The organism is Tepidiphilus margaritifer DSM 15129 (assembly GCF_000425565.1).
Lineage (GTDB): Bacteria > Pseudomonadota > Gammaproteobacteria > Burkholderiales > Rhodocyclaceae > Tepidiphilus > Tepidiphilus margaritifer.
The window spans coordinates 313,616-327,504 of sequence record NZ_KE384397.1; the positions used below are offsets into that span (position 1 = coordinate 313,616).

The window sequence follows — 13,889 nt, forward strand, 5'->3', positions numbered from 1 at the left end:
GGGGAGAACGGCTTGCAACGTATTCTGTCACGCGGTGAGATCGAGGGGCTGGAGCGCAACGCCTTGCCGCGGCTGCGTCTGCCCTCGCGTCAGGTATTCGCCGAGCGTGCGGCGCGCCTGCGTCATCTGGCCGAGGGGAATTCCCTGGGGGAATATCTCGCCTTGATGGCGAAACTCGCCCAGGCCCAGCACGAGGCGCTCGGCGCTTTCACCGCGCCCTTGCCCGACGAGAATCGACTCTCGCTCGCGCGCACGCACGGCATGCCGCCGCTTCCATGCGAGGCGCCGATCGAGGGCCTATGGCGCGAGGCGCTGCGGGCGGTGCTCACGGCTTTGTCGACCGAGGAGCTCGGGGAATCGCCGCGAGCCACGGTGGCGCGACTCGAGCAAGCGCTCACGGCCGAGCAGCAGCGGCTCGATGCGCTCGTCCAGGCGCTCCTTGCCGGGGAGGAACCGGGGGACGTGGGCGCAGCGCCTTTTCTCATGGCGGCGCTGCAGGTGTATTGGACCGAGCGGGCGAGCCGCCTGCCGCAGGAGGCGGTGCCGGCCGCGGTGCCCTCGCGTGTCTGTCCCGTGTGCGGTAGCCTGCCGGTGGCGAGCGTCGTGCGCGTGGGCGCGGCGAGCGACGGTCTGCGCTATCTGCATTGCGGCCTGTGCGCGAGCGAGTGGCACATGGTGCGCGTCAAGTGCAGCCACTGCGAGGACACCCGTTCGGTGGCCTATCACCACCTCGAAGGGGGCTCCGAGGCGATCAAGGCCGAATCTTGCGATGCTTGCCACAGCTATCGTAAGATTTTCTACCAGGAGAAAGATCTGGAGGTGGATGCGGTGGCCGACGATCTCGCCAGTCTCGCGCTCGACGTGTTGATGGGAGAGGCTGGGTACGTGCGCGCGAGCGCCAATCCCTTGTTGTGGTTCGCGTGACGAAGGTTCGTACTGAATCTGCCGCGGCGAGCGACATCCCTTCGCTCGAGCGGCTGCTGGCTTCGCCTGCCTTCGCCGCATTGCTCGCAGCCCACGGCCGAACGCGGGTGCTGGCCGTTTCCCGCGCGCATCTGGCAACGCTGCGGGCGCGGGCGCAGGAGGGGGTACTTGCCCTCGATACGCTGCGACCCGAGGCGATCGCCGCCTGTGTGCAGGAAACTCTGCAGGCGCAGGATAGACCGCGTCTGCGTACCGTCTTCAACCTCACCGGGACGGTACTGCACACCAATCTCGGGCGGGCGATTCTCGCCGACGAGGCGGTGCGCGCCGTGGTACAGGCGATGACGGCCCCGGCGGCGCTGGAATTCGACCTCGAGGGGGGCGGTCGGGGCGACCGCGATACGCTGGTGGAAGAACTCGTGCGCGAGCTCACCGGCGCCGAGGCGGCCACTGTGGTCAACAACAATGCCGCGGCGGTGCTGCTCGCCCTCGATGCGCTCGCCAAGCGGCGCGAAGTGGTAGTTTCGCGTGGAGAACTGGTGGAGATCGGCGGGGCTTTCCGCATTCCCGACATCATGAAACGCGCCGGCGCCCGCCTCGTCGAGGTGGGCACCACCAACCGTACCCATCCCCACGACTATGCCGAAGCGATCGGACCGCGCACGGCGATGCTGCTGAAAGTGCATTGCAGCAACTATGCCATTACGGGCTTCACCAAGAGCGTCCCGGTGGCCGAGGCGGCGGAGATCGCGCACGCCCACGGCCTGCCGTTGGGGGTCGACCTGGGCAGCGGTACCCTCGTCGATCTGGCCGCCTGGGGGCTGCCGGCCGAGCCGACGGTGCGCGAAACCGTCGCCGCTGGCGCCGATCTGGTCACGTTCAGCGGCGACAAGCTGCTGGGCGGCCCTCAGGCCGGTTTCCTCGTCGGACGCGCGGATCTGATCCGCCGCATCAAGAAGGATCCGCTCAAACGGGCGCTGCGCGTGGGCAAGCTCACCCTGGCGGCGTTGGAGGCGACGTTGCGGCTCTACCGTGAGCCGGAATTTCTCGCCGAGCGTCTGCCCACGCTGCGGCTCCTCACGCGTCCCGCTTCGGCCATGGCCGCTCAGGCAGCGCGCTTGCGTGAACCGGTCCAACGGGCCCTGGGCGAGGGATTCGTCGTCAGCGAGGCTGCCATGGCGAGCCAGATCGGCAGCGGGGCATTGCCGGTGGAGCGCCTGCCCAGCCACGGCCTGGTGCTTCGCCCGGTGGGCAAGCGTGCGGGGCGTTCCTTGTCGCGGCTCGAGGCGGCGCTGCGCGCGCTGCCACGCCCGGTGCTGGGGCGCGTGGCCGACGAGGCGCTGTGGTGGGACCTGCGCTGTCTGGGCGAGGCCGACGAGGCCGCCTTCCTTGCCCAGTTGGCGGAATTGCGGCCATGATCGTCGGCACGGCGGGGCACATCGACCATGGCAAGACGACGCTGGTCAAGGCGCTCACCGGCGTCGACACCGACCGGCTCGCCGAGGAGAAGGCACGCGGCATCACCATCGAGTTGGGGTATGCCTATCTGCCGCTCGCCGATGGGGAAGTACTCGGTTTCATCGACGTGCCCGGTCACGAGCGCCTGGTGCATACCATGGCCGCGGGGGCGAGCGGTATCGACTTCGCGCTCTTGGTGGTGGCCGCCGACGACGGGGTGATGCCGCAGACGCGTGAGCACCTCGCCATCCTCGGCTGGCTCGGCGTGACGCGCGGGGCGGTCGCGCTCACCAAGGCCGATCGCGTCGATGCCTCGCGCCTGACGCAGGTTCGGGACGAAATCGCTGCGCTCACCGCCGGCACCTTTCTCGAGCAGGCGCCGGTCTTCGCCGTGCGGGCGCAGGAGCCGGGAGACGAGGGCACGGCGGCGCTGCGCGCCCATCTGGAACATGAGGCGAGGAGCATCGCCGCGCGCCGCCGCGAGGGATTCTTTCGTCTGGCGGTCGACCGCGCGTTTACGCTCGCCGGCGTGGGCACAGTGGTGACCGGTACGGTGCATGGGGGATGCTACGCCTTGGGCGGGCCGGAGGAACTGCGGCTCATGCCGGCAAATCTGCCGGTGCGCGTGCGCAGCATCCATGCCCAGAACCGACCGAGCGAGCGCGCCGCGGCCGGCGAGCGCTGTGCCCTGAACCTGCCGGGGGTGGCGAAGGAGGCCATTTCGCGCGGCGACTGGATCGCGGATGCACGCTGTTTCTTGCCCACGCGCCATATCGACGTGGAACTCGCGCTCGCCGCAGACGCGCCGGCGCTCGGCGTGCGCGCGCCGGTGCATGTCCACCTTGGTGCGGCGCACCGGCTCGCGTACGTCGTGCCGCTCGAAGGCGATCTCCTGCCATCCGGTGGCCGGGGGTTGGTGCAGCTGGTCTTCGAGGCGCCGTTGTGCGCTGCCCCGGGCGATCGCTTCATCGTCCGCAACGCCCAGGCGAACCGCACCCTGGGCGGCGGCCGCGTGCTCGACCCTTATGCGCCCGAGCGCAAGCGGCGCTCGCCGCGGCGCCGAGCCTGGCTCGAGGCGATCACGCGCCTGCTCGAAGGCGAGGGGCTCGGACCGCTGCTGGCTCAGGCGCCCTATGGCGTGGACGAGGCGTTGCTGGAGCGGCTACTCGCGGCGCCGATCTCGGCGGCGGTGCTGTCGCCCGAGGCGCTGCGGGTGCAGGGCGCTCGAGGCGCGGCCTGGATTCTGCCCGAGCACTGGGAGGCGCTCGCCGAACGAGTGCTCGCCGTGCTCGCGCGCCAGCACGAACGCGTGCCCGACGACCCCGGCGTGGACACGCAGCGCCTGCGCCGCATGGTCGACGCGCTCATTCCCGAGCCGCTGTGGCAGGGGGTGCTCGACGCGCTGACGAGCCAGGGCAAGGTGGCGCGCAGCGGCCCCTGGTGGCATCTGCCGGGGCATGCCGCCAGGCTCTCACCCGAAGAGGAGGCGCTCGCGGCGCGATTGCTCGCCCGGCTCGAAGCAGGCGGCTTCGATCCGCCTTGGGTGCGAGATCTGGCGCGCGCGGAAGGGGTGTCGGAAGAGACGGTGCGCACCCTGCTGCGCAAGCTCGCACGCCGCGGCGAGGCGGCGCAGGTGGTCAAGGATCTCTTCTATGCCCCACGGCGAGTGCGGGAGCTCGCGGCGATTGCCGCCGAGCTCGCCGCGGCCGCGGGGGGCGTGCAGGCGGCGCGTTTTCGCGATGCCACGGGCTTGGGGCGTAAACGGGCGGTACAGATCCTGGAATTCTTCGATCGAATCGGTTACACCCGCCGGGTGCAGCGCCGCGGCCAGGATGCGCACCTGTTGCGCGGCGAGTCGCCTGTTACTTTCAGCTGAGGGTGGTCGATTCGATGCGGTAAGAGAAATGCTCCGGATCGAGGCTGTCGAGGACTTTGCCGCCCACCCGTGCCTGCGGGTACATGAAAAAGCCCGACATCATGCTCGGCCCGAAACGCAGGTCGTTCTCGTCGTTGAACGCCACCCAATTCATTTCCCAACTACCGAAGAGCCGTTCGCGCAGTTCGGCGATCTTCGGATCGTCGAGCGGCAATTTTTCTTCCAGCACAGCCTTGCGCACGTCGGCCGGATCGACCGGGACCCAGCCGAACTCGGCCACGTAGAACTCGGCACGGCAGTGTTGGGCTCCCGTTACGTCGCCGCTGCGGCCCAAGGATTTGAACAAGCGCGACTCAGCCACGCGAATGCCATAGATCTCGCGCGCGGGGATGCCGACGGCCCGGCACAGACCGACGTAGAGGGTGTTGATGTCCACGCATTTCCCGCCGAGATTGCCGCTCTCGAGCATGCTCTTGACGTCACCCAGTCCGCAGCCGCGCACCTTGGGATCGCGGAAGGAGTGTTCCACCACCCAGTCGTAGATCGCACGGGCTTTCTGTAGCGGCGTTTCCGCTCCGGCGCTCGCCGCGAGTGCCGTGTCGCGCACGATGCCATCGAGCGGCACTCGCTCGGTGGGCTGGAGATAACGTTCGAGCACCGTATCCTGCTCGGGGGCGGGTCGAGTCGGGTGGTGCCAGTCGATCTGTCGATCGCGGGTGGCGACTTCGATGCGTACGCTGGCGCGGCGCTCGGCGGCCCCGCGCCAACGGGCGAAGAACGCTTCGGCGCGCCCCAGGCGCCACACTTCGGCCGTGTCGGCATTGCTTTCCCACTGCGGCGTCTCGGCGCGTTGATAGTCGCCGAAGTTTTGCGGCAACGGCAACCACAGCTCGGCCTCGAGTCCGGGTTCGGTCAGTTCGACGTGGTAAGTGAGCGCGAAACGACGCCAAGGGCGCGTATCGGCCGAGTCGGCAGGCGAGGCTTGAAGGGTCGGCAGGCGGGTGAGCAGCAAGGTGCCGCCTGCCAGGCCGAGAAACGTGCGTCGATCCATGGGCGTGTCCTCCGTGGGGGCGATGTTTTTTCTGGAGTGGGTTGTGCGGTATATTGTATCTTTGCCCGCTGCCGAACCAATATCCTGGTTCTTCGCGGAAGGCATCCGTGTCCGGTGGCACGGCCGGGCTTCAAACCCGGTTGGGGGCGTCCGACGCTCCCAGGTAGGTTCGACTCCTGCTGCCTTCCGCCATCTCGCGTATCATAGCCCCATGGACGAGATCACCGATTCTGCCGGTGCACGCCTGCGCTGGACGAAGGAGCCGCCAAGCCTCCTCCTCGAAGGACCATGGACGGCGGCCGGAGTGAAGGCCGACGCGCTCATCGAGGCCGCGACCCGGGCGCTGGAGGTGCTGCCCGCAGGGCCGGTTCGTCTCGAAGCGGCACCAGGGGCCGAGCTCGACACCGTAGGGGCCCTCGTGCTGGAGCACCTCGCCCATGCCGCTGAGGATCACGGTCGCGCGCTGGATTTTTCTGCCCTGCCGCCGGCTTGGCGGGCGACACTTTCCCTCATCGACCGGGTCGCACAGCGCACGCCGCCGCCCGAGCCCGAGCCTTTTTCCGGTTTCGCCTACATCGGCAAGGTTGCCATCGGCCTGGTGCATCACTACCTCGATCTCGTCGCCTTCATCGGCGAGGTCACGGCGCATCTCTTGCCTGTGCTCGTGCGCCCCTGGCGCATCCGCTGGCGCGAGGTGATCGTGGAGCTGGAGGCGGCCGGCGTGCGGGCGGTGCCCATCGTGGCGCTGCTCTCCTTTCTCATCGGCGTGGTGCTCGCCTACCAGGCGGGCGTGACGCTCGATCGCTTCGGCGCCAACGTCTTCATCGCCGACATGATCGGCATCGTCGTGTTGCGCGAAATGGGGCCGATGATCACGGCCATCGTCGTGGCCGGGCGCACCGGATCGAGCTACGCCGCCCAGCTCGGCTCGATGCGCGTCACCCAGGAGATCGACGCGCTGCGCTCGCTCGCCCTGCCTCCGGTGGAGATGCTGGTGATTCCGCGCTTCGTGGCGCTGGCGATCGCTTTACCGCTGCTCACGACGCTGGCCAACGCCGCTGGCCTCTTCGGCGGAATGGTGGTGGCTACGGGGGGGTTCGGGCTGGATTGGACCGTCGGGCTGCAGCGCCTGGGGCGGCTCGGTCACGCCCACTATTGGGTGGGGCTGGTGAAGACGCCGGTCTTTGCCACGGCGATCGCCCTCATCGGTTGCCAGGCGGGTATGAGCGTGCGCGGCTCGGCGCTCGAAGTGGGGCGGGCGACCACCTCCAGCGTGGTGCAATCCATCTTCTGGGTAATCGTGCTCGACGCGATCTTCTCCATCGTCTTTCGCCGGCTGGGGCTATGAGCGAGGCAAGCGAAGAGACACCCGCGATCGAGGTGCACGGCCTATGCAACCGGTTCGGCGATCATGTGGTCCACGAGGGGCTCGACCTGGTCGTGCCTCGCGGCAAGGTGGTCTCGCTCGTCGGCGGCAGCGGCAGCGGCAAGACGGTACTTCTCAACAACCTCATCATGCTCACGCGCCCGGCGGCGGGGTCCATCCGTCTCCTGGGGCGGGATGTGGCCTCTCTCGGGCGCGAGGAGCGTATCCGGCTGCAGCTGCGTCTGGGAGTGATGTTCCAGCAGGGGGCGCTTTTCACCTCGCTCACGGTGCTGGAGAACGTGATGCTGCCGCTCACCGAGCACACTCGCTTGCCCCGGCAGTTGCGCGAGGAAGTGGCCATGCTCAAGATCCAGTTGGCGGGGCTGGACGCGGACGCGGTGCATCGCCATCCGCGCGAACTCTCCGGCGGCATGACCAAGCGCGCGGCGCTCGCCCGGGCGCTCGCGCTCGACCCCGAAATCCTCTTTCTCGACGAGCCGACCTCGGGGCTCGATCCGGTGAGCGCCCGGGCATTCGATCGACTCGTGCTCGCGCTGCGCGATGCCCTGGGCGTGACCATTTTCCAGATCACGCACGATCTCGACTCGATCTTCGGCGCGAGCGACCTCGTCGTCTTCCTCGCCCGCAAGAAGGTGCTGGCCGCGGGCACGGCCGAGGAACTGGCGCAGCGACCGGAGCCGGAGCTGCGGGCGTATTTCTCGGCGCGGGCGGGGAGGTGAGAGAATCCCGCCTCAGGCGGCGTTCGGGGTTCGACGGGTACGCCGTAGCTCACGCGGAGGACAGCCGTACTGCTGCTTGAAGAGCCGACAGAAGTGGGATTGGTCGGCGAATCCCCAGGCGTAGGCGATCTGGGCGATGCTCATCTCCGGGCGCGTGAGCAGCATGCGATAAGCTCCTTCGAGCCGCTTGGTGCGCAACCATTGGGCAAACGTGTGTTCCGTGTCGCCGAAGAGGTCATGCAGGTAGCGTGGTGAGATCCGGCAAGCTTGGGCGACGCGTACCGCATCGAGCTGGGGGTCGGTGAGATGTTCCAACGCATAGCGTTCGATGCGCTGCAGGTGGGCGGCACGTACCGCCGAGATGCGCGAATCCAAAGTCTGGGCCTCATTCTCCACGGCTGCGCCGAGTAGTTCGAGCAATTGCTGTTCCACGAGTGGCGGCAGGGCGTCGCTGCTTTGCCCGAGCAGCGTGCCCAGATTTTGCAGATAGCCGGCGAAGAGACCGCCCAAACCATCGCGCGCCTGTAGCGCCAGGGCACAGTAGCGTTCCGGCTGGCGGATTTGACGACGCAGGAGATCGCCGGGTATCTTGAGCACGAGTAATTCATTGTCGTGTTCGTGGCTGAAATCATAGGGCGCTTCGCTGCGCTCGAGTACGAATTGGCCGGGCAAGCACAGGGCCTCGCGCCCTACCTGAGAGAAACGCACGGGTTGTCGTAGGGGCAGCGAGACGAGGAATTGCTCGTGCTCCTCCGCCGAGCGTTCGGGGCAGCGACGGCGATAATTGACGGCGCTCGAGACGAGGCGGGACAGGCGAAGCCGTCCGATGTCCCATTGACTCAGGCTGCCGCGCACGGTTTCATCCTTCGGTTGCAGGTCGAGGTCGAAATAGGCGCGGCTGATGACACTCGTCCAATGTTGCCGCCGTTGCAGCGGTGTCACTTCGGCCGTGCTGAAATGTTCCTGCATCGCCGTCTCCTCCCCTCTTAGATTTTATTCTACCCACCGCGTCAGCTTATAGGTTCCCGAGGCGTCGAGCTCCGCCTGCCATCCCGGGCGCAGGATGATGGTCGTAGTCGGCTCTTCGATGGCCGCAGGCCCAATGATACGGTTACCGGCCCGCAGCCGCTCGCCGAGGTAGACGGGGGTCTCCACGCGCTTGCCGCTGTCGTCGAAAATCATGCCTCGGAATCCATCGTGTGCCTGTTTCACGCCCTCCTCGCCGCTCTCGAGCCGTGGCAGAGGCGGTTTCTGGATCCTCGCGCCCACGGTGCATTCGAGGTTGATGAGCTCGACGGGGTTCTGTGGCTCGCTGTAGGTATAGAGTGCCTCGTGGCGGGCGTGGAACGCTTCGATCATCAGCCGAAGCGTATCGGTGCTGATTGGACCATCCGGGATAGGAACCGTGCACTCATGAATCTGGCCTACATAGCGCATTTCGACACTGCGTTCGACAAAGAGCGTTTCTTCCGGGAAACCGCTACCACGGAGCAGGTCTTTGCCCTTTTCCTCCATTTCGGCGAAGAGATTCTGCAGAGGGGAAATATCCTCCTCTTCATCGAGACGCATGGGAAGGCTGGCCAGATAGTTGTACTTGACATCGGAGATGACTTGCCCCAAGGCGCACAGACACGAAGCGGCTTTGGGCACGAGCACCGTTTCGATACCCAGTTCTTCGGCCAAACCCGTGATGTGCATGCCCGTGGCACCACCGGCACATACGAGGGCGAAATCCCGCGGATCGTAACCCTGTTCGATGGAAATGCGGCGGATGCCGTTGGACATGTTCATGTTCACGAGGGTATGGACGCCGAAGGCGGCACGTTCGAGCCCAATACCCAAGGGCGAGGCAAGGTGGGTGTCGAGTGCCTCACGGGCTTTGTCGGCGTCGATTTGGATGGCACCTCCCAGCACGGCTTCAGGGCGCAGATAGCCGAGAACGAGATTGGCATCGGTGACGGTGGGTTGCGTGCCGCCGCGGCCATAACAGGCCGGGCCAGGGGAGGCGCCGGCGCTATGGGGGCCGACGCGTATCATGCCGAATTCATCGAGCCGGGCGATGGAGCCTCCACCCGCTCCCAGGGTTTCGACATGGATCATCGGTACGCCCAAGCGCTGACGCAGGAAATCGTAATTGCGATTGAGTTTGGTCTGCCCATCCTTGGCCAGGGTAATGTCGAAGGATGTGCCGCCCATGTCGACGGTGATGACATTGGTGATGGAAAATGGCTCGGCCACGTAGAGTGCTGCTTGGGGCGCCGAAGCCGGGCCGGAATTGATGGCATTTACGGCGCGCTCGCGCATGATGCTACCCAGAGCGAGTCCCCCATTCGATTGGTAATAACGAACGGGGTTGCGCGCACCCAGGTCGGCGAAGAAGCGGTCGATACGCTGAACGTAGCGCCCCATGACCGGGCTGAGATAGGCATTGACCACAGTAGTGGAGGTGCGCGTGTATTCGCGTACTTGAGGATAGACTTCGCTGCCACAGCACACGAATACGCCGGGCAGGTGGCGCTCGACGAGCTCGCGGGCCCGACGTTCATGCGCCGGATTGGTCACCGACCAGAGGAAGGAAATGGCGACGCTTTCCACGGCCTCGCGACGAAAGATCTCGATCGCCTCGAGTATGTCCTCCTCGTTCAGTGGCTCGTATTCACTGCCATCGGCGAGGATGCGTCCGCGTACGGGGCGACGCAAGTGGCGCGGTACCAGTTGAGGAGCCGGTGGATATTCGGGGTCGTAACGGTGACCTTCTTCCTTGTGTCCCAGTCGCAGTTCCAGGCTATCCTCGTGTCCGGCCGTGCATAGCAGCCCGACTTTGGCACCTTTGAGTTCGATGAGCGCATTGAGCGCCACCGTGGTGCCATTGATGCACAGGTCGCATTGGGACACGATTTCTTCCGGCGTCATGCCCAATGCCGTCGAAATCTGTGCCAGGCCGTCGGCGATGGCGCGTGTGCCATCTTCTGGCGTCGAAGGGCTCTTGAAGAGCCGCATGGGGCCGTCGCGCTCGGCGAGCACGAAGTCGGTGAAGGTGCCTCCGGCGTCTACGCCCAGACGAAATCGTTGTTTCATGCTGCCACCTCCTTGCGTTGCAGACGGTTGCGGAGGGCCGCGGTGGCCGTTAGATCGACATGCAGCGTTGTTTCGTCGAGCACGACACCGTATTCGAGTGCTGCTGCTTCGGCCGAGACGATGCCATCTTTGACATCGCGCACTACTTCTTCCACGGGACGTTCCCAGGGCGGACCGTAACCGCCGCCTCCGGGGTTGAGGTTACGCGCCCGTTCGCCAGGGCGGATGGTGGTAATGACGTTGCGATGATAAGCCGTGACGCCTTGGGAACCGATGATCTCGAGGCGCCCGAGTTTGCGCTCTGGCAAGGCATCGACCGCCCCTGCCGCACCCATGGTGCCGATGTGTCGCGCCTCGCCGAAGGAGACGACGGTCATTTCATGGCCGATCGGCTCCACTTCCCAGACGGTACCACAGCCACCTCGTCGGCGCCCGGCACCTCCGCTGTCGGTTCGCAATCCATAGCGATGAATGATGATGGGGTAGGCGTACTCGAGCAGCTCGATGTCGCCGGAGCTGAGTGCGCCGAAGCAACACAAAGGACCGCAACCGTGCCAGCCGTCTTGAGCACCCGTGGCTCCGGCCCCGGAGATGATGGAGGCAAGCACCATGGTCATGTAGTCTTCGCCAGTTTGAGGATGGCGGCCGGCGATGTTGATGCCGCTGGTGTGCCCCCACGAGGCGGAGACACGCTCGGGCGCCGCGGCCTCGAAGGCGGTGCGGACCGCATCGGTGAGCGTCTCCATGGGGGTGGTGGTGCAATTGACGTGCGGCGCGGGTTCCGCAGCATTGCACAGCGTCCCCTTCGGGCCGAGATCGACGCTGACACAACGATAGAGCCCTTCATTGTATGGGGGAGGGACTTGGGCGAACATCATCAGTCCCAGCAACACGCCGGACATCGAGTTGCCAGCATAGGAGTTGATGAAGTAAGGGACCTGAGGAGGGCTCTGGATGCGAATGTGCACCGCGTCCCCGCGTACTTCCACCTCGGCACGGATGGTGAGGGTACCCAGCCCGTGGCCGGAATCTTCGAGTTGAGCCTCGCCGTGATAGGTGCCGTCGGGGATGGTTCGAATCAAGGAGCGCATGTGTCGGTCTGCCATGTCCTTGAGTTCGGCGATCGCTGCGCGAACCGTCTCCAGGCCGTATTTCTCGAGCAGGGCAAGCAGGTTGCGCTCGCCGACCCGGCAGGCACCGAGCTGGGCGTTGAGGTCCCCCTCCTGGTTGCGTCGTGCCCGCATGTTCGACAGCAGAAGATTGTATACGTCATTGCGCCTGCGCCCTTTCTCCCATAGTTTCACGGGTGGAATGCGCAGTCCTTCGGCATAGATTTCTTTGGCGTCTGGGTTGTAACCCGCCGGGACCGGACCACCAATGTCGGTCAAGTGTCCTTTGCACACGGCCCAAAAAACGAGTTCGCCGCGATAGAAGACGGGTTTGTACATACAGCAGTCGAGGATGTGGCTACCCTGGAAGACGGGATCGTTGTGATAGATGACGTCGCCTTCGTGGATGTCCTCGCCGAAGAATTCGGCCACGCCCTTCATTGCGGGCATCAGCGAGCCGAGATGGATGGGAATGTCCTGCCCTTGCAGGATCATCTCCGGCAAGTGATCGAAGAGGGCATTACTGTAGTCGTGTGCGAGGTTGAAGACGCTGGAACGGCCAGTCTTCTCGAGCGTGAGAGTCATTTCGCGCTGCGTCGTCTCGAGTGCGCCCTGGATGACGGCCAGTGTGATCGGGTCGCAGCGACCCGGGGAAGGTGAGGCGTGCATCGGTTGTCTCCTATGGCGAGCGGTCTTCGGACCGTCTGGTGTCCACCGGGACGGCGGACACCGTTAAATTAAATTTTGCTTGCCATAGAGACTTGCACAGGAGCGCAGAAACTCTGGTCCGACCGTGCACTCCTGTGCCAGGATCAAATCCCGATGCACATATACTTGATCTCCAGGTAGTCCTCGATGCCGTATTTGGAGCCCTCGCGCCCCATGCCGGAGAACTTCATGCCGCCGAAAGGAGCGACCTCGGTGGAGATGATGCCCGTATTGATGCCGACGATGCCGTATTCGAGCGCCCCGCCCACGCGCCAGACGCGGCTCGAGGATTCGGTGTAGAAATAGGCGGCCAGGCCGAATTCGGTATCGTTGGCCATGCGAATGGCTTCTTCCTCGGTGTGGAAACGGAAGAGTGGCGCTACCGGACCGAAGGTCTCCTCGCGCGCGACTTTCATCTCGGGCGTGACGTCGGCAAGGATGGTGGGCTCGAAAAAGGTCCCGCCTAGGGGATGGCGCTTGCCGCCAAGCACGATGCGTGCCCCTTTGCTCACGGCGTCGGCGATGTGCTCCTCGACCTTGCGCACAGCGTTCTCGTCGATCAGGGGGCCCTGGTTGGTGCCTTCGGCGAGCCCCGGGCCGACCTTGAGCCGGGAGACGGCCTCGGCGAGCTTGGTGGCGAAACGCTCATAGACGCCGTCTTGCACGAGCAGACGGTTCGCGCACACGCAGGTCTGACCCGTGTTGCGGTATTTCGAGGCGAGGGCCCCCTGCACGGCGGCGTCGAGGTCGGCATCGTCGAAGACGATGAAGGGGGCATTACCACCGAGTTCGAGCGAAAGTTTTTTCAGGGTGGGGGCGCACTGCGCCATGAGCTTGATGCCGATCTCGGTGGAGCCGGTAAACGAGAGCTTGCGCACGGTGGGATTGGCGGTGAGCTCTCCGCCGATGGCCGTGGCCGAACCGGTGACGACGTTGAACACGCCCGCCGGTACGCCGGCCCGTTCGGCGAGCACCGCCAGCGCCAGGGCCGAGTACGGGGTTTGGCTCGCGGGCTTGAGCACCATGGGGCAGCCGGCGGCGAGCGCCGGCCCGGCCTTGCGGGTGATCATGGCAGAGGGGAAATTCCAGGGGGTGATCGCGCCGCATACACCAATCGGCTCCTTGGTGACGACGATGCGCTTGTCGGCCTGATGCGGCGGAATGACGTCACCGTAGATGCGCTTGCCCTCTTCGGCGAACCACTCGATGAAGGAGGCGGCATAGAGCACTTCGCCGCGCGCTTCGGCCAGCGGCTTACCCTGTTCGGAGGTCATGAGGACGGCCAGGTCTTCCTGATTTTCGACGATGAGGTCGAACCAGCGGCGCAGGATGCGGGCGCGCGCCCCGGCGGTGAGGGCGCGCCAAGCCGGCCAGGCGGCGTTGGCCGCCTCGATCGCGCGGCGCGTTTCGGTAGCGCCCATCTTGGGCACGGTACCGAGCACGCTGCCATCGGCGGGGTTGCGTACGGTGAGCACGGCACCGTCGTCGGCATCGACCCAGCGCCCGTCGATGTAGGCTTGGGTACGGAAGAGGGAAGGGTCTTTGAGTGCAAGGGTCATGGTGCATGGTCCTGTGGGGT

The 13,889-nt window shown here is 65.7% G+C and carries 10 protein-coding genes and 1 tRNA gene; 6 read left to right on the forward strand and 5 right to left on the reverse strand.

The window, feature by feature from the left end:
* The first annotated feature begins 12 nt into the window (after positions 1–12).
* The 3 genes from fdhE to selB are packed head-to-tail and all read left to right on the forward strand — an operon-like array spanning position 13 to position 4,258.
* On the forward strand, positions 13–924 hold the full coding sequence (gene fdhE, locus H607_RS0110210; protein WP_028875352.1) for a formate dehydrogenase accessory protein FdhE: 912 nt from the start codon (positions 13–15) through the stop codon (positions 922–924).
* On the forward strand, positions 921–2,342 hold the full coding sequence (gene selA, locus H607_RS0110215; protein WP_028875353.1) for an L-seryl-tRNA(Sec) selenium transferase: 1,422 nt from the start codon (positions 921–923) through the stop codon (positions 2,340–2,342). The genes fdhE and selA overlap by 4 nt, the downstream gene beginning before the upstream one ends.
* Positions 2,339–4,258: a selenocysteine-specific translation elongation factor gene (gene selB, locus H607_RS0110220; protein ID WP_028875354.1), complete on the forward strand. Its 1,920-nt coding sequence runs from the start codon at positions 2,339–2,341 to the stop codon at positions 4,256–4,258. Before selA ends, selB begins: the two co-directional genes overlap by 4 nt.
* Here selB and H607_RS0110225 read toward each other — a convergent pair.
* Entirely contained in the window at positions 4,251–5,309 is a 1,059-nt protein-coding gene (locus tag H607_RS0110225; RefSeq protein WP_028875355.1) for a transglutaminase-like domain-containing protein, read from the reverse strand. The two genes, selB and H607_RS0110225, sit on opposite strands and share 8 nt — an antisense overlap.
* A gap of 96 nt (positions 5,310–5,405) precedes the next feature.
* Here H607_RS0110225 and H607_RS0110230 point away from each other — a divergent pair.
* The 3 genes from H607_RS0110230 (at position 5,406) to H607_RS12660 (ending at position 7,415) form a co-directional block, all read left to right on the forward strand.
* A tRNA-Sec gene (locus H607_RS0110230) sits at positions 5,406–5,501 on the forward strand.
* Between the two features lie 19 nt (positions 5,502–5,520).
* Complete coding sequence (locus H607_RS0110235) at positions 5,521–6,657, forward strand: MlaE family ABC transporter permease (protein ID WP_028875356.1); 1,137 nt, start codon at positions 5,521–5,523, stop codon at positions 6,655–6,657.
* Positions 6,654–7,415, forward strand: a complete 762-nt coding sequence (locus H607_RS12660) for an ABC transporter ATP-binding protein (RefSeq protein WP_037990300.1) — start codon at positions 6,654–6,656, stop codon at positions 7,413–7,415. The genes H607_RS0110235 and H607_RS12660 overlap by 4 nt, the downstream gene beginning before the upstream one ends.
* 12 nt (positions 7,416–7,427) lie before the next feature.
* On the opposite strand, the gene H607_RS0110245 is transcribed toward H607_RS12660, so the two are convergent.
* The 4 genes from H607_RS0110245 to gabD all read right to left on the reverse strand — a co-directional run bounded on the left by H607_RS0110245 (position 7,428) and on the right by gabD (position 13,869).
* The gene (locus tag H607_RS0110245) at positions 7,428–8,384 is read right to left on the reverse strand and encodes an AraC-like ligand-binding domain-containing protein (RefSeq protein ID WP_028875357.1); all 957 of its coding nucleotides are present in this window, start codon (positions 8,382–8,384) and stop codon (positions 7,428–7,430) included.
* Positions 8,385–8,408: 24 nt separating this feature from the next.
* Positions 8,409–10,493: a caprolactamase subunit alpha gene (capA, locus tag H607_RS0110250; RefSeq protein ID WP_028875358.1), complete on the reverse strand. Its 2,085-nt coding sequence runs from the start codon at positions 10,491–10,493 to the stop codon at positions 8,409–8,411.
* Entirely contained in the window at positions 10,490–12,271 is a 1,782-nt protein-coding gene (capB, locus tag H607_RS0110255) for a caprolactamase subunit beta (RefSeq protein ID WP_028875359.1), read from the reverse strand. The genes capA and capB overlap by 4 nt, the downstream gene beginning before the upstream one ends.
* 143 nt (positions 12,272–12,414) lie before the next feature.
* Positions 12,415–13,869 carry an NADP-dependent succinate-semialdehyde dehydrogenase gene (gabD, locus tag H607_RS0110260; protein WP_028875360.1) on the reverse strand — a complete coding sequence of 485 codons (1,455 nt, stop codon included), beginning with the start codon at positions 13,867–13,869 and terminating at the stop codon, positions 12,415–12,417.
* Positions 13,870–13,889 lie beyond the last annotated feature (20 nt).